This is a genomic window from Clostridium sp. AM34-9AC, from assembly GCF_003480225.1.
Lineage (GTDB): Bacteria > Bacillota > Clostridia > Lachnospirales > Lachnospiraceae > Acetatifactor > Acetatifactor acetigignens.
The window spans coordinates 91,503-107,188 of sequence record NZ_QUIU01000010.1; the positions used below are offsets into that span (position 1 = coordinate 91,503).

Here is a 15,686-nt window from a genome sequence, read left to right on the forward strand (position 1 = left end):
TAATCAAATTAATAAATAGACACGGATTCCGTATATGGAGGCAGATATGAGCAATTTTGAAAATTATGATTTTATATTACATGATGGAGTGGTAATTGAAAATGAAAAGGCTGATAAAGAAGGAAGGAAGAAAAGAATGTCTGCTATGTGTGTAAAGGTTCGTGAACAGACAAATATGAACAGAAAAGAATTTGCTGAATGGCTTGGAATTCCGTATAGAACGATGCAGGACTGGGAGCGGGGTGTGAGCGAGGTCCCTGATTATGTACTGAATCTTATAGCATATAAAGTAAAAAATGAAAAAGAAAAAGGAAACATTTGATAATTGTATGTAAGGCTGGGAGGTATTCGGTTATGTATGAAGATGAATATTATTATGAAGCACGGAAAAAAGAAAATGCAAAATTAGATGCTGAACTGGCGGGGACATTTGCAACCGTCATAGGTGGATTGATTGGTGCAGTGTTATCATGCTTAATATTTTTGCTAAGGAGATTTGATGTATTAAGCTCAGGATTGGCATCATTATTATTCTATATGCTTACTTATACAAGAGAGTGGCATGTGGCTGTCTACATTACAGTGGCTTTTGTAATATTCATCGCATCAATGATTTTACAACATGCGTTCTTGGCAGGAAGAATTATTTTTACAATCTTTGTAAGTATAGCAGTTGCAATAATAGGTGCAGGCTGGAAAGCATATGATACAGAAATTCAGAGAAATACAGTTATGGTAATATGTTTTACAGTTACTGTGATACTAGGTCTGATATCGTGGAAAGGCATAAAAGCACAGGAATCTGAATAAGCGCGACGAACGACTACGGTTTGACTACTATTTTGTTACAAATGACTACGGTTTGACTACTATTTTGACTCTTTTTTTCTGAATAGGGGTGTGATAATATTATCATAGACAAATGAGACATGAAACGCGAAAGCGGTCAGTCATTTGTTTCTCTTTTGCAAAAGAATATGGATCAAGAATGAAGCGTCAGCTCATTACCGGATCGGTGATGGGTATGGCGCTTTTTTGATGCCAAAATCAGGTGACGACCTGAATAATAAAATCAGGAGGAAATTGCATGGCGTATGAATATGACCATGACTGTCCGTTTGCAGCCTTCATCACCAATCTTGGAAAATACAACGAGGGTGAGTTGGTCGGCGAATGGGTGAAGTTTCCCACCACATCAGAAGAACTGCAAAAAGTATTTGAACGAATTGGAATCGGCTCAAAAGATGATTTCGGTAATCCTTATGAAGAATGGTTCATTAGTGATTATGACTGTTATGTAGATGGGCTGTATGAAAAGTTGGGAGAATATGAAAACCTGGATGAACTCAATTATCTGGCTTCCAAGCTCGATGAGCTGGATGATCATGATTATAACCATTTTCAGGCGGCAATGCAGATCAGTGATTATACAGGCAGCATTAAAGATGTGATCAATCTTATTGATAACCTGGATAAGTATGAAATCTATCCGGGAGTAGAAAGCAATGCTGATCTGGGACATTACTATATCGAAGAACTCGGTATGATGGAAGTTCCGGATTATCTTGCTGATTACATTGATTATGAGGCCTACGGCAGAGATGTGGCCATTAACGAAATGGGACAGTTTACAGATTATGGATATGTGAGAGATACACAGGAATCTTTTACAGAATATTACGATGGAGACCGTGAGAACATCCCGGATGAATACAGGGTTATGGATTTTATGGTTTCTGGTGAGAAAGAGAGGAAAACTATGAATTACGAAACATTTAAGCAGGAATTTGCAGAGGATATCAAAGAAAAGCTCTATGAGAGAGGCTATGATGATGTAAGGATCAGCTTCAATAATGTGGAGAAGACAAATCAGAATTATGAAGCTATGTCGGTTGTTCCGGAAGGCAACAATGTGGGTGTCAATTTCAATATTGAGAATGCCTTTGCAAGCTATGAGCACACGGATGATTATGCCGGAGTGCTTGCCAGTGCAACAATGGTCATTGCTGATGGTCTTGACAGAGCCCCTGCTATTGATGTAAGTGCTCTTATGGATTATGAGAACATGAAAGAGAAGCTTTCTGTGGAAGTCATTTCAGCGGATGCAAACGCTGATCTGCTTGCCAACGTACCGCATGACAGAATGGAAGATCTGGCAGTTGTATATCGTTTTGTGATGGAGAGCAGCGAAGATGGACGTGCATCTATTCTGGTCACCAACAATCTGATGGATCGTATGGGAGTTTCCCATGAACAGCTCAGGTCAGATGCTCTGGAGAATTCACCGGAGATCAGACCAGTAGTGATCATGGGAATGAATGAGGTCATGAAGGAAATGATGGGACCGGAAGTATATGAGATGTTTGGAATTCCGGATGATGCGGAGGAAACGATGTACGTTGCTACAGTCCCTGATAAGAATTCCGGAGCAGGAGTAATTGCCTATCAGGATTTCATGGATCAGGCAGCAGAAAGAGTTGGCGGAGATTTCTTTGTGCTTCCGTCTTCCATCAATGAGATCCTTTTGGTTCCCGATAATGGAGACATGACAGCTGATGCGCTCAGGGATATGGTAAAGGATGTGAATGCCAAGGAGGTAAGTCCGGAGGAAAGACTTTCTGATAATGTCTACCATTACGATTCCAAGGATCATGTCTTTGAACTTGCAGAGAAGTTTGAGGCAAGACAGCAGGAAAAGAAAACAGAGATTGATGAAAAAGCAGAGGAGAAAGGATCCGTATTAAAAGATCTGAAGGATAAGCAGAAGGAAGCAGCTGCAAAGCCTCCGGTAAAGGATGCTGCGGAAAAAGCAGCAAAATCAAAAGGCAGAGAAGTATTATAAAAAATAGGATTGTGTCAGCCTGTGGTGATTGCCACGGGACTGGCACTTTTTTGATGGGAAGGAATGGTGATTACAGTGGCAAAAGCACATAAGGATACAAGAGGACAGAATGGAAAGAGTTACAGCGGAATTGGTGGAAGACCACCTATAAGTCATCCACAGAATTGCAGCCATGAGTGTCCGTATGGTCATGATAAATCGTTCTGTTTTCCATGCTATAAAAAGCTGGTGGAAGACATGAGAAAGAAAAAGGAAACAGGAAATGGCATTTGATTATTTCTATGGGGCACAGTCACAGCAGTTTGCATTTTACAGGATTCCCAAGGTGATGTTTACAGATAACAGATTCCAGAATATTTCAACAGAGGGAAAGGTCCTTTACGGTCTTTTATTGGACAGGGTATCTCTGTCAATGGAAAACGGCTGGATTGATGATGAGGGAAGAGTGTATATCATTTTTACCCTGACAACTATAAGACAGGCAATGAACTGTGCAGAAAAATCAGCAATCAAGTATCTGACGGAGCTGGAAGAGTTTGGTCTGATTGAAAGGATCCGGCAGGGGTTTGGCAAGCCGGCACTGATCTATGTAAAGAATTTCATAGACCAGCAGAATTTACAGGTCAGGACCAGTAAAAATTACAGTTCACCACCAGTAAAAGTTACAGGTCAGGACCTGTATAATTTACAGCCTAATTATACTTATAACAATAATACTGATTTTAATAATACTAATCCTATCTTATCAGAGGATGAGGATAGGATGGGATATGAGAAATATTTCATGGAACAGCTCAATATTGAGGCATTGAAACAGGATTATCCATATGACAGAGAAATGATAGACGGTATCATGGAGCTTATTCTGGATGTTGTGTGTTCCAAAAGAAAGACCATTTGTATTGCCGGGGATGTGAAGTCAGTAAATGTGGTAAAGGGGCGGTTCATGAAGCTGAACATGGAGCATATCCGCTATGTTATGAACTGTATGCAGGAAAACACTACCAAGATCAGGAGCATCAAGCAGTATATGCTGGCAGCACTGTATAACGCACCGGCAACAATAGATAGCTATTATCGTGCAGAGGTTAATCACGATATGGCAGAAGGAAAAATATAGCAGAGGAGAGACAAAGATGGATATGGAGAAAATCATGGCATATGTTGAGAAGATTGCAGAAAACCTGGAAGGACTGGTTTGTGCAATCGGATGTGACAGTATGCCTTCTGATGGGGCAATTTATGTAGACGGCGAACAGAAGGTGAATTATATCAGTACCAGGGAAGCATTAAGGATTCTTGATGGATTTGGAAATAACAGTGCGTCAGTAATGATTGGAAAATCAGATTATATTCTGATCTATGACGCAAGCAGAAAGCTGGTCATTGACGGGGAGGCATACCTTCCGTCCGGGTATCTGGTCATGAAGTCCTGTAATGGATTACAGGCGATTGATGATGAGGATTTTGCGGATGTGATTGCAGCTTTGAAAAGCAGGATGACAATGCTTGCACTTGGAAAATACAGAATTCAGGCATACCAGCTGGGATAGGAGGCGGCAGATGAATAACAAACCGTGGGCTTATGTAACATCTGCCTGGAGTGCAGACAGGAGCAGAGCCAAAAGGTCTGCAAAACGATATTGCAGAAAATTATATGAAGCAGGCTACACACCAATCTGTCCGCTTTTATCATTGCCAGAGGTAATTGATACCAGTAATGCAGATGAGTACAAGGATTATATGGATATGTCAGAAGATATGTTAAGAAGATCCAGAATTCTCGTGGTTTGTGGTTCAGCGGTGGATGATACGGTGCTTACAGATATAGCAATAGCCAACCGCTTTCATGTAGCTTCATCCACTATGAGGGGAGTCCTCGGTGTGGATAAGAATAAAAAAGAACAGTAACTTTGTGGATACAGCCTTCGGGCTGTTTTTTTGATGGGAAGGAGTGAGAAAACTGGTTCATGAAGAAGTTGACAGGGAGATTGCCAACAAATCTGTGAATATAGCAATCAAAATGTTAAAACCGGAACTTGATCAGCTTATGAAGGGATTAAGAGAGGCAGTACAAGCCCCTGTGAAGGCTGCCGGGAAAGCAGCAGTTAATAAGATCCATCCCACAACCGGCAAGCAGTCAGTGAAAACACTGATTAGGCAGGGACAGGGAGTTTCTTCTATTCCTTTAGCAGATGAAGGCATGAAAGATTTTCAGAAAATCGCAAAGAAATACGGAGTCGATTTTGCGGTTGTAAAAGATAAAGAGGCAAGTCCTCCAGTATATACAGTCTTTTTCAAGGCAAAAGATACAGATGCCATCACAAGGATTTTACAGGATTATTCTGCAAAACAGGTCAAGAAGCCTTCCGTAGAGAAGACCAGTGTTCTGGAGAAACTTAAAAAATTCAAGGAGATTGTGGCAGCAATTCCAAAGAAGGTAGCAGAGAAAAAGAAGGAGAGGTCGCGATGAATACAAAACAGTTGAAAAAGCAGCTGATCCTGAATATTCCCTATATTATTCTGGGATTGCTTGCAACAAATCTTGGTGAGGCATGGAGAATTGCAGCCGGAGTAAATGCATCGGAAAAGGTTCAGAGTCTGGTCCTTGATGGTGTATTTGCAACGGCTTTTTCTAATCCTCTGCCGAGCCTTTATCCTGCTGATCTGTTGGTGGGAATTGCCTGTGGGGCAGCACTCAGGCTTGCAGTATACCTGAAAGGAAAGAACGCTAAGAAGTTCCGGCACAATGAGGAATATGGTTCTGCCAGATGGGGCAGACATGCGGATATTGAGCCATTTGAGGATCCTGTGTTTGCAAACAATGTGATTCTGTCACAGTCAGAAAGGATTACCATGAGCAGTAGACCGAAGATTCCGAAGTATGCCAGAAATAAGAATGTTCTGGTAGTCGGTGGATCAGGTTCAGGTAAGACACGGTTTTTTATAAAACCAAACCTTTTACAGATGCATTCATCCTATGTGGTGACGGATCCGAAGGGGTATAATTATCGAGGACAAAGCAAAGATGCGTTTACAAAGTCAGAAAAATATCGTATCTTTGTTACATATCGTGTCCCCACTAAAAATAAAAGAAGGTGAAACTATGGCGAAATCCAACCAAGGAAAAATCACGGCACTGTACGAAAGGCTTTCCAGAGATGATGAGCTGCAAGGTGAATCTAACAGCATTCTGAATCAGAAAAAGTATCTGGAAGATTACGCTCGCAAAAACGGCTTTAACAACATCCAGCATTTTACGGACGATGGATACAGTGGAACAAATTTTGTTGAGGTAAGATAACGATACCTTTTTTGCAGAGGGTGTTATCTTACCTCTTTTTGATGTATGTTAGATAGCATAACTCTTTACGTCGGCTCCTATCTGTCTGAAATAGGAGATACTTTCGGTAGGCTTGTCACCTGTATCAACTCTGCCGACAAAGCTATAAAAGATTTCGATTTTGCGGGTGTTCGTTTCCTTATCCAGTTCGTGAATAAGAATACGGTCAATAAATTCATGGACGTTTTCGTAGGTCAGTTCTTCAATCGCTGTGTATCTGCGTACCAGTGCGACAAACCTTTTTACGTCCGCGCTGCGCTCGGTGGCGTTGTCGATTTCCTGTGACAGCTCCGCAATCCTCCGGGTCAGCGTCTTTTTTTCTTCATCATAGCCGGAAGTCAGAAAAGCAAATTGTTCATCTGAAAGTTTCCCTAAAGCGTTGTCCTCGTAGAGCTTGCGGAATAAGATGTTCAGCTCGTTAATACGGTTCTGCGCCTTGTCAAGCTCTTTCCGCTGCTGTGTCAGCGTCTTTTGTACTGCCTTTGCGCTGCACTCGTTGGCTGTTTCGATAAACTCCTGTTCATGCTCTTTCACATAAGACGTTACTCGCTGCAAGTCTGCAAGGACAAGTTCTTTCAATACGCTTTTGCGGATATAATGCGTAGTGCAGAGCATATCATTTCTTGCCCGGTTGCGGTAGTTGCCGCAAGTGTAGGCGTGTTTCCGTTCAAGCGTCCCGGCTCCGCGTACTGCATACATTTTGTAGCCGCAGTCCCCGCAAAAGAGCAGCCCGGAAAACAGGTCAATTTCATCAACCTTTGTCGGGCGTTGCCGGGTGGCAATCCGCTTCTGTGCAAGTTCAAAGGTTTCTTCATCAATCAAAGGTTCGTGAGTGTTGGGGAAGAAATACCTTTTTTCCTCCGGGTTCTTTTTCGTCTTTTTCGACTTATAAGATACCTTGTAGGTTTTCCCGGTTATGGTATGCCCTAAATATTCTTTCCTTGTCAGAATGTCGTACAGCGTCTTATCCGGCCAGTTGTACCATGCGTTGAGCTGTGGGCGGGGGTGGCGTTTGCTCCCTGTCCTGCGGTAGCGCAGTTCCCCGACGGTCAGTATTTCATTGTCCCGCAGCCAGTTCTGGATTTCACACATACGGTCGCCCCGTACATACATTGCAAAAATCTGTTTTACGACGTGCGCCGTTTCCGGGTCGGGTATCAGATGATTGCGGTTATCCGGGTCGATAAGGTAGCCGTAAGGAGCTTCGCCGTTGACGCGCTCGCCTTTCTGCGCCTTTGCCTGTTTGACAGCCCGGATTTTCTTTGAGGTGTCGCGGGCGTAAAACTCGTTGAACCAGTTCCGCAGAGGGGTAAACTCGTTATCTTCCCTTGCTGTGTCTACACCGTCGTTAATGGCAATGTAGCGCACTTCATATTCGGGAAAGACAATCTCTATCAGCTCCCCGGTTTTCAGATAATTACGTCCCAGACGGGAAAGGTCTTTTGTTATGACGGTCGCCACGTTCCCGGCTTCAACCTCATGCAGCATGGCTTGAAGCCCCTCACGCTCAAAGCTCACGCCGGAAAATCCGTCGTCTACGAAAAAGCGCGTGTTGAAAAAGTGGTGTTCGTCAGCATACTTTTGTAAAATCAGTTTTTGGTTCTGTATGCTCTCGCTTTCCCCGGCTTGCATATCTTCCTGGCTCAATCTGCAATATAAAGCGGTAATCTTGTCTGTCTGTAACATTTTGTCCTCCTTTCCGACGACAGACAAGCATGGTATTTGTACTGTCTATATTATACCACATACCGCTGCCTGTGTCATGTATAAAATGTGAAGAAACGCCCTATTTCCGGGCGTTTGCGGGGTTCAGTTCCATGTCTTTGCGAATGAGTTTTTTTATCTTTTTATCCAGTGTGTCCGTTGCGCGTTCACTTGCGGACGAACATACAAGGTAAGTAACTTTTCCTATTTTATGCTCCGTTGTGGTAACGGGCGTTTGGTTTTGCGTCAAAGAAAATCCCCCTTTCTTTCGCAAACATATAATATAGTCTATGAATAGCAGCAAGTCCACTATTCAATAAAACAAAGGCTTTAATCGGACGGTTATTAGCATAACCTCATGGGAATTTCACCCCGGCATGGTTCTCATGCCGCCCTACCCATTGCCTGCGACGCTCTTAACGCTCGGACTGTGGCTGTAAGGAAGTATCATTGTATATTCTGCGTGTCGTCGCCCGCAAGCCGCTACACTTGCTTTCCGGCGCGGTGTTGGTCGCTCGGCTGTCCGGGCGGGGATAACCTCACCCGGATAGCGTCATGGCGCACCCGCCGTATGGCTCGGCGCAAAAGGAACGTATCCGATTTGCCCTATGCTGCGCCGCCGTTATCTTGCGCCGCTTTCTTTGTCAAGGTTCAGAATGGCTTTGCTGCCGCGTCAGCAGCGGAACGGAAAAGGGGGAGAGAGAAAGCGTCCCGCCGCCGCTGCGGTTTATTCCTCTGCCTTAAAGGTGAGGACAGCCATCATCAGTTTTGCTTGCAGCCGTTCCCGAATGTCGTGGTCTACGCCAAAATAGACGTTCCCGCGCTCGTCGTACAGCTTCCGCATGGAGAGGCGGGCTATGTAGCCGCTGAAATGCTGCAAGACAATCTTCATGGCGTCCGGGTCGCCCTTTGTCGCTGCCACAATGACAGGATAAGGAACAAGGGCATTTTCCGGGTAGCCGGGTTCGTTACCATTCGTCCCATTCATCAGCATTTTCCTCCAGATATTTTCTTAATTTCTCAAAAGAGCTTGTCCGCCTGTACTGTATCGTGCTTCTCGACGTGTTGAACAGCTCCGCAATCTCGGTATCGTTCATTCCCTCGAAGTAATACAGCAATATGGCTTTGCGCTTTTCTTCCGGCAAAGTACGGATTGCTTCAAGAAGCAGCTTTGGCGTGATTTTCTTCCCGGCTTTCTCAAAGACGGTTTCGGCGGCTTCACGTTTGAAATATTCATCAAACGTATGAAGCTGCCGCGCTTCGTCTAAGGTCATGTCGGAAAAGGTCACTTCCTTTGCCTTGTGTCTGCGAAGTTCTCTATGGGTGTCGCAAGCTTCATTGTGCAATACCGTATTACAAAACTTCTGAAAAGCACACTGTTTGTAAAACTCCCTGCTATTAGGTTCCACATTCTCACCTCCTTTCTCGTTGGAAAGTTGGTGGTGCTTCCCCCCTTTTCGCGGGGCAATACGGCGTTTTTCAAAAACGCCGAAGATTTTTTGAAATTTCTTCAAAAATTTTTTGAACGTACAAAATGCGCCCGTCCGAAAAGCCCGGACGGGCGCATAGGCATTGTAAGCAGTATCCAGATGATTAGACAGTTCATATATATAAGCGTAGTTTCCCCCGGTGGTGGGCGGGCTTTTTTTGATAAGTCAATAACTGTCGGATTTTGTCGATATGCTTTTTGCTTCATGGCGGCTACCTCCTTTAGCCGCCGATTTCAACAGTGATACCGCGTCATTTCATTAGAAGATAAAAAGAAACGGCGGCTTTGATTTTTCAAAGCTGCTGCGGAAATCAAAGAACGACAAGCAACAGTTCTGATTTTGCTCCAATATGGTTATTAGGGGCACAAATTAAAATCAAAAAAGAGCCGATAACAGCAGTATTTCAAACTGCATATTATCGGCTCTGCGTCTGTGCGTCTGGCTCTTTTAATTAAATTATTTCTGTTGTTTTTTGGCTTTATTATATGTATTAGCTAACTGTCCACAAGCTGCTTTAATCTCTCTACCATGAGAAACTCTCATGGTAACTTCAAGTCCTGTTTGCTCTAATTGATGTTTGAACGCAACCATTTCTTGTTTTTGTGGTGCTCTAATTTTTGAATTACTCGTCGGGTTGTATTGCAGCACGTTAATCATAACATTTTTGCCCTTAAACCATTTTGCAAGTTGCCTTATATCTGAGGAACGGTCATTTATACCTGGTAAAAGCAAATACGCAAATACCACTTTTCGATTATGCCTTTGAGAATAGGACAATGCTTGCTTAACAACATCTTCAATAGCGTACATGTGCATATGAGGAATGATACAGTTTCTCGCAGCCTGTGTTGCTGCATGTAAAGATATTGTCAACTGAATTTTTAGATGTTCTTCGCGCAATTTTTTTAATTGATTAACTGGACCAACTGTTGATACGGTAATGCCGTCGGTTGGAAAGTTAAGTCCATTTCTATCTCGAAGAATATGGATTGCTGCAATCAAGTTGTCGTAATTGAATAAAGGTTCTCCCATTCCCATAAAAACGATACGATTTACTTTTTGACGTATCAATACAACCTGCTGCACAATTTCAGACGGTGTTAGATTACGAACAAAACCATTGCGTCCGGACTCACAAAAAATACAGCCAACAGAACAACCAACTTGCGTACTTACGCAAACAGTCCCACCATCTCGCCGTTTAATAAAAACCGTTTCAATATACCTGTTATCTTTCAATTCATAAACATACTTTTCAGTATCGCTACTTTTATAGACTTTTTTTGTTGATATTGATAGATTTTCTTTGTGAAATGGCTGTTTATACAATTCCGTATATAAGGCTCTTGCTTTATCCTCTCCAATTACTTCCGACATTTCTTTGTAAGTAAATCCGTATGGGTCATTCAATATTTCCGTAGGTGTACTTTTAGGTAAGTGTTTCATTTAAATATCCTTCCTTTTCAAAATTAAAAAGTTTGTTTTTCAGAGTTTTTGATTATGATTTCTAGTTTTTCAACATCAACGATATGCGTTAATTTACATTTAGGGCAGAAAAGAGGAAAATTTCTTAATACCGTATTATAAAATACTTGAACCCTCGTCTTTCCGTTACAAATTGGACATTTTATCCAATATTTTTCAAGCATAATATTTCTCCTTTTGCGCAAAAAAATGCAGGTCAATTCTCAACATGAGCATTGACCTGCATTTATACATATAATACTACAACAAAATTAAGGCATAGTTTTTATACTATGTCTATACGTCGTTAGTTTTGTTGTATAGCATACGCAAAATAAGCATGACAAAAAAGCCCATATTGAAAATGGGAAAAATCTTTTTTGATTTCAATGCTTATCGAATACGCATGCTATGTAACATAAACATTCCCCCCCTTTTATATAATATTATATACAAAAGCAGCTTGTTGTCAACATATATATATATGAATTATTTTGGCTAACTGATAGAACTACGTAGACATATCCAAGAAGAAAGGGGAACAGTAAAATGTAATAGGGTGAATAACTATGGCAAAAAGACCAGTACCACGATACGACTTTAAGGCTTTTGGGGCAGCGATAAAGGCAGCGCGTGAGGGATGCAAGGAGAGCCGCAAGAAAGTAGGCGACGAAATGTTTATCTCGCCGCGCTACCTTGCGAACATTGAGAACAAGGGGCAGCACCCAAGTTTACAGATATTCTTTGAGCTGATACAGCGTTACCATATATCCGTAGACCAATTCCTTTTAGAAACGCCGCCGGAGAAGAACACGCAGCGGCGGCAGCTTGACGCGCTTCTTGACGGTATGAGCGATACAGGCATACGGATTGTAACCGCAACGGCAAAGGAGATTTCCGAAGTCGAAAAAGAGGGCGAATAGGAATGTCCGACTTAAAACTGAACAGGATTTAGAAAGCGTTGTAATCTTTTTTGAGGTTGCAGCGTTTTTCTTTTGCGTAAGTTTGGCAAAATCGCTTTTTCTCCGTAGTAGGTGATAAGAGCCTAAAGGATAAAAACATTCGTAGCAAGCATAGGAAGCGGGTACCCACTTCCGTATTTTCGCCCTCCCGCGCTGCGGCGCGTCGGTCGAAAATGGCTTGTTGGGAAGTGTCCCAAACCCTCGGAACGGAAAGGAAAGGAGCGAATACATGGACGGACGCAAAAGGACGGTGCAAATCAAATTCAGAGTGACGGAAGCGGAACGGGATTTAATACTGGAAAAAATGAAGCTCGTACCCACCCGGAACATGGCGGCATATCTGCGGAAGATTGCCATTGACGGGTATATCATTCAGATAGACCATGCCGATATAAAGGCAATGACCGCAGAGATACAGAAAATCGGTGTCAACGTCAACCAGATAGCACGCCGCGTAAACGCGACGGGGAACGCATACCAAGAGGACATAGAGGAAATAAAGGGGGTGCTTGCGGAGATATGGCGGTTACAAAGATTAAGCCTATTAAAAGCACTCTAAGCAAAGCCCTTGACTATATCGAAAACCCGGACAAGACGGACGGAAAAATGCTTGTGTCCTCTTTCGGCTGCTCCTATGAAACGGCAGATATTGAATTTGAATATACCTTGTCCCAAGCACTCCAAAAGGGGAACAATTTAGCCTTTCATCTGATACAGTCCTTTGAGCCGGGGGAAGTCGATTATCAGAAAGCCCATGAAATCGGAAAGCAGCTTGCCGACGCGGTAACAAAGGGGCAGCATGAATATGTACTCACGACGCACATTGACAAAGGACACGTCCACAATCACATTATTTTCTGCGCCGTAAATTTCGTAGACCACCACAAATACAATTCCAACAAAAGGAGCTATTACGGCATACGGAACATGAGCGACAAGCTGTGCCGGGAGAATGGCTTGTCCGTCGTCGTTCCCGGCAAGGGCAGCAAGGGAAAGAGCTATGCGGAATATCAAGCTGAAAAGACGGGTACAAGTTGGAAAGGCAAGCTGAAAACCAACCTTGACGCGCTTATCCCCCAAGTTTCCAGTTTTGAGGAATTGCTAACGCGGTTACAGGCGGCGGGCTATGAGATAAAGCCGGGGAAATATGTATCATGCCGCGCCCCCGGACAGGAACGCTTCACCCGCCTTAAAACCCTCGGCGCAGACTATACAGAGGAAGCCATAAGGGAACGGATAGCGGGCAGACGGACAAAGGCGGCGAAAGCTCCCAGAGAGCAGCGCGGCGTGTCGCTGCTTATCGACATTGAGAACAGTATCAAGGCGGCGCAGAGTAAGGGCTATGAACAGTGGGCGAAAATCCACAATCTGAAACAGGCAGCTAAAACAATGAATTTCTTGACGGAACATAAGATTGAGCAGTACGCGGATTTAGTCAGCCGGATTGAGGAAATGGCAGCGGAAAGCGGACAGGCGGCAGACGCATTGAAGAACGCCGAAAAGCGGCTTGCGGAAATGGCGGTGCTTATCAAGAATGTTTCCACCTATCAAAAGACAAAGCCTGTCTATGACGCATACCGCAAGGCAAGGAACAGGGAGAAGTACCGCGTCGGACAGGAACAGGCGATTATCCTACATGAAGCCGCCGCAAGGTCGCTGAAAGCGGCGGGCATTGCGAAGCTCCCGAACCTCGCCGCGCTGCAATCGGAATATGAAGCCCTCCAAGCGCAGAAAGAAGCCCTTTACGCCGACTATGGGAAGCTGAAAAAGAAAGTCCGGGAATACGATATTATCAAGCAGAACATTGACAGCATTTTACAGGCAGACAGGCAGCCGGAACGGGAAAAGGGAACAGAGCGCGGATAAGGATAGCAAAATCCCCGCCGCTGTGCTATGATAGGGCTATCAAAATGCAGAGGAGCGTTGAGCATGGAAAACCAGAAAATGCCGGAATATGAAACCATACGCGCCGCCGTTGCCGGGGAAAAATGGGCGGTGGAGAAAGTCGTGGAGTGCTACAAGGACGAAATAGACAGGCTATCGACGGTAGCGGTCAGACAGCCGGACGGAAGCACGAAACAGGAAATCAACGAAGATATGCGCCAGTCTATCACAAAGAAATTGATAGAAGCCCTCCCGCAGTTCCCGCTTGAAGAAATGGAAAAGGGAAATGTCAGATAGGCAAAAAAAGAACAGGACGCGGAAGCCAGTATATGACTTCCGCGCCCTGTCTTTTTGTGGGTGCTGTTTTCGTGAATGTTACGCAGTAGAACGCCATTTTCGGGGGTAAAGGTATAAAGTATCGCCTTTCTGATTTTCACGCCCGGAAAGCCCTGTAAATCAAGGGATTTTCCGCGCCTACTGCGTAACAGGGGCGCGTCTTTTCCTCATGCGCTCGGCGGCTTGTCTGCGGGTGATACGCTTCCGGCAGACGGGGCAGTATTTGACACTGTTAGAGCTTGACGCAAAGAACGCGCCGCACTCGGTACATTTCTTCTTATCCCCTGTCTGGTAAAGCTCCGCATAGAGCAGCCTGTCGGCGGGAAGCACCGCAACCCGGAACCACTTGCAGAGAAGCGAATAGGAAATGAGCTGCGGACATACGCACTCGTCCCCGTCGTCCAGTAAGATACAGTTCCCGTTATCATAATTGCAGCACGTCCGGCGCACAAGGGCGTTGACTTTCCGGCTCTGGGGCGGCGTCAGCCGCTTAACCCCGTTCATACTTCATCAGCGGCGTAAATGGGAAGCTCTGCAAATTCAGCTTCGGTCAAAGCGTCCACTTTGGAAAGGGTGCGCTTTGCAAGCTCCCGCATATCCGCGTCCATGTAGGGCAGCGCGGCGTTGACATTCTCAATCAAAGCCCGCTTTCCGCCCTCGTTGTAAATGCTCAAAAGGTTTGTTTCTTCAACAGTCAGTCTAATCATGCTCATACCTCCATATCGTGATTTTTTGTTTTCGCCGCCTTTTTCGGGGCGGTCTTTGCCTTGTCTGCTTTAAGCTGCGCCCGGATAGAGGGGCGGGGCTTCCTTATCTCCCTGTCCCGGTTCTCCCCCTTGTCAATCAGCGCATACGTCCCATGTCTGCCCTCGATTTTGGAAAAGGAAAGTGTCTTGTAGGGCAGCATGGAGAAAAGGCGGTCAGTGTCCTTTGTGGCTGCAAGCCGCATGAACGCCGGGGAAAGCTCTACCATGAAATGGGTCTTGTTCGGGCTGTTCGGTTCGTAATGCCGCTTCATTTCCCGCACAATGCGCCGCGCTTCCGTTTCAATCAGCCCGTCCCGCAAGGCTGCGATATGCGCCTTGAAGTCCCCCGGCGAAAGCTGCTCCCGGCTGCGCCGTTCTTCCTGTAAAAGAGCTTGCAGCGCGTCCGGGTCGTTGGGTACGGCTTCAAAGCGTTCAAACTTCCCAAGCTGCGGGTCTGGGGTTCCGTCAAAATATCTCCCGGCTTCCTGTACCCTTTCCCCATGCTCATAAATCAGCTTGACCGTATCGGCGGGCAGCTCCTTTTCCTTGACGCGCTCATAATGTTTAGCGTAGTCCAGTTCGTACAGATTGCCCTTGATTTTCCCGCGTTCCTTTCCTGTCAGCTCGATTGCATAGGCAAGAACGCGGTCGCTTGTCTGCTCCATGTAGAAACGCCATGTGTTGTGGGGTGCGGTATCTTTGAGGAAAACGTCGCGCTCCCGGAAACAGTGCGTCCCGGACGGGCGGCAGAACCATAAAAGGGTCTTGTCCTCCCTGTTGGGGCTTGCCGCCGCCTTTGCGATAATCTCTTTGTCAATGTCTAAGTCGCTCTGGTAAAAGCCTGTGTTCTGCTTCATAATCGCTTCAAGGGAAGCGGTCACGTCCACGTTTTCAAATTTGCTCTGTTCCGGCATG

At 44.8% G+C, this 15,686-nt stretch carries 21 protein-coding genes and 2 pseudogenes; 13 read left to right on the plus strand and 10 right to left on the minus strand.

Annotation, left to right across the window (positions count from 1 at the left end; translation table 11 throughout):
- Positions 1-46 precede the first annotated feature (46 nt).
- The 9 genes and pseudogenes from DW835_RS18710 to DW835_RS07915 form a co-directional block, all read left to right on the plus strand.
- Positions 47-322, plus strand: a complete 276-nt coding sequence (locus DW835_RS18710) for an XRE family transcriptional regulator (protein ID WP_306774778.1) — start codon at positions 47-49, stop codon at positions 320-322.
- 32 nt (positions 323-354) lie between these two features.
- Complete coding sequence (locus DW835_RS07870) at positions 355-810, plus strand: hypothetical protein (RefSeq protein ID WP_118668398.1); 456 nt, start codon at positions 355-357, stop codon at positions 808-810.
- 277 nt (positions 811-1,087) lie between these two features.
- The gene (locus tag DW835_RS18380; protein ID WP_243037091.1) at positions 1,088-2,842 is read left to right on the plus strand and encodes a DUF5688 family protein; all 1,755 of its coding nucleotides are present in this window, start codon (positions 1,088-1,090) and stop codon (positions 2,840-2,842) included.
- Between the two features lie 262 nt (positions 2,843-3,104).
- Positions 3,105-3,962 carry a DUF6017 domain-containing protein gene (locus DW835_RS07890; protein ID WP_118668399.1) on the plus strand — a complete coding sequence of 286 codons (858 nt, stop codon included), beginning with the start codon at positions 3,105-3,107 and terminating at the stop codon, positions 3,960-3,962.
- Positions 3,963-3,978: 16 nt separating this feature from the next.
- Positions 3,979-4,395 carry a hypothetical protein gene (locus DW835_RS07895; RefSeq protein WP_118668400.1) on the plus strand — a complete coding sequence of 139 codons (417 nt, stop codon included), beginning with the start codon at positions 3,979-3,981 and terminating at the stop codon, positions 4,393-4,395.
- Positions 4,396-4,405: 10 nt separating this feature from the next.
- Positions 4,406-4,753 (plus strand): hypothetical protein, encoded by a 348-nt coding sequence (locus DW835_RS07900; protein WP_005601715.1) that lies wholly within the window; start codon positions 4,406-4,408, stop codon positions 4,751-4,753.
- A gap of 43 nt (positions 4,754-4,796) precedes the next feature.
- Positions 4,797-5,315, plus strand: a complete 519-nt coding sequence (locus DW835_RS07905) for a PcfB family protein (RefSeq protein WP_118668401.1) — start codon at positions 4,797-4,799, stop codon at positions 5,313-5,315.
- Positions 5,312-5,845, plus strand: a pseudogene (locus DW835_RS07910) (type IV secretory system conjugative DNA transfer family protein); the annotation flags it as partial. The gene DW835_RS07905 and the pseudogene DW835_RS07910, both read left to right, overlap by 4 nt.
- Positions 5,846-5,948: 103 nt before the next feature.
- Positions 5,949-6,131: pseudogene (locus DW835_RS07915) on the plus strand (recombinase family protein); the annotation flags it as partial.
- 63 nt (positions 6,132-6,194) lie between these two features.
- Here DW835_RS07915 and DW835_RS07920 read toward each other — a convergent pair.
- The 7 genes from DW835_RS07920 to DW835_RS07960 form a co-directional block, all read right to left on the minus strand.
- Complete coding sequence (locus DW835_RS07920; protein WP_002569190.1) at positions 6,195-7,871, minus strand: recombinase family protein; 1,677 nt, start codon at positions 7,869-7,871, stop codon at positions 6,195-6,197.
- A gap of 100 nt (positions 7,872-7,971) precedes the next feature.
- Positions 7,972-8,199, minus strand: coding sequence for a transposon-encoded TnpW family protein (locus DW835_RS18615; RefSeq protein ID WP_004613661.1), 228 nt, complete (start codon positions 8,197-8,199; stop codon positions 7,972-7,974).
- A gap of 417 nt (positions 8,200-8,616) precedes the next feature.
- Positions 8,617-8,877 (minus strand): helix-turn-helix domain-containing protein, encoded by a 261-nt coding sequence (locus DW835_RS07940; RefSeq protein WP_002569189.1) that lies wholly within the window; start codon positions 8,875-8,877, stop codon positions 8,617-8,619.
- Positions 8,858-9,298, minus strand: coding sequence for a sigma-70 family RNA polymerase sigma factor (locus DW835_RS07945; protein WP_002569188.1), 441 nt, complete (start codon positions 9,296-9,298; stop codon positions 8,858-8,860). Before DW835_RS07945 ends, DW835_RS07940 begins: the two co-directional genes overlap by 20 nt.
- A 101-nt stretch (positions 9,299-9,399) precedes the next feature.
- Positions 9,400-9,585, minus strand: coding sequence for a hypothetical protein (locus DW835_RS07950; protein ID WP_009243795.1), 186 nt, complete (start codon positions 9,583-9,585; stop codon positions 9,400-9,402).
- 250 nt (positions 9,586-9,835) lie between these two features.
- Positions 9,836-10,825, minus strand: a complete 990-nt coding sequence (gene rlmN / locus DW835_RS07955; protein WP_002569187.1) for a 23S rRNA (adenine(2503)-C(2))-methyltransferase RlmN — start codon at positions 10,823-10,825, stop codon at positions 9,836-9,838.
- Between the two features lie 23 nt (positions 10,826-10,848).
- The gene (locus DW835_RS07960; protein WP_002588768.1) at positions 10,849-11,028 is read right to left on the minus strand and encodes a cysteine-rich KTR domain-containing protein; all 180 of its coding nucleotides are present in this window, start codon (positions 11,026-11,028) and stop codon (positions 10,849-10,851) included.
- Between the two features lie 384 nt (positions 11,029-11,412).
- Here DW835_RS07960 and DW835_RS07965 point away from each other — a divergent pair, with 384 nt between their 5' ends.
- From DW835_RS07965 to DW835_RS07980, 4 genes are all read left to right on the plus strand, one after another.
- Entirely contained in the window at positions 11,413-11,766 is a 354-nt protein-coding gene (locus DW835_RS07965) for a helix-turn-helix transcriptional regulator (RefSeq protein ID WP_002569186.1), read from the plus strand.
- A 268-nt stretch (positions 11,767-12,034) separates the two neighbouring features.
- Positions 12,035-12,364, plus strand: coding sequence for a plasmid mobilization relaxosome protein MobC (mobC, locus tag DW835_RS07970; protein ID WP_002569185.1), 330 nt, complete (start codon positions 12,035-12,037; stop codon positions 12,362-12,364).
- The gene (locus DW835_RS07975) at positions 12,325-13,671 is read left to right on the plus strand and encodes a relaxase/mobilization nuclease domain-containing protein (RefSeq protein WP_118398072.1); all 1,347 of its coding nucleotides are present in this window, start codon (positions 12,325-12,327) and stop codon (positions 13,669-13,671) included. The genes mobC and DW835_RS07975 overlap by 40 nt, the downstream gene beginning before the upstream one ends.
- 63 nt (positions 13,672-13,734) lie before the next feature.
- Positions 13,735-13,986, plus strand: coding sequence for a helix-turn-helix domain-containing protein (locus tag DW835_RS07980; RefSeq protein WP_002585088.1), 252 nt, complete (start codon positions 13,735-13,737; stop codon positions 13,984-13,986).
- 177 nt (positions 13,987-14,163) lie between these two features.
- On the opposite strand, the gene DW835_RS07985 is transcribed toward DW835_RS07980, so the two are convergent.
- Genes DW835_RS07985 through DW835_RS07995 form a run of 3 tightly spaced genes read right to left on the minus strand, consistent with a single transcriptional unit; the run spans position 14,164 to position 15,685 of the window.
- Positions 14,164-14,529, minus strand: coding sequence for a cysteine-rich VLP domain-containing protein (locus DW835_RS07985; protein ID WP_004081250.1), 366 nt, complete (start codon positions 14,527-14,529; stop codon positions 14,164-14,166).
- Positions 14,526-14,732: a transposon-transfer assisting family protein gene (locus DW835_RS07990; RefSeq protein ID WP_002569181.1), complete on the minus strand. Its 207-nt coding sequence runs from the start codon at positions 14,730-14,732 to the stop codon at positions 14,526-14,528. Before DW835_RS07990 ends, DW835_RS07985 begins: the two co-directional genes overlap by 4 nt.
- Before the next feature lie 2 nt (positions 14,733-14,734).
- Complete coding sequence (locus DW835_RS07995) at positions 14,735-15,685, minus strand: hypothetical protein (RefSeq protein WP_097771228.1); 951 nt, start codon at positions 15,683-15,685, stop codon at positions 14,735-14,737.
- Between the last annotated feature and the right edge of the window lies 1 nt (position 15,686).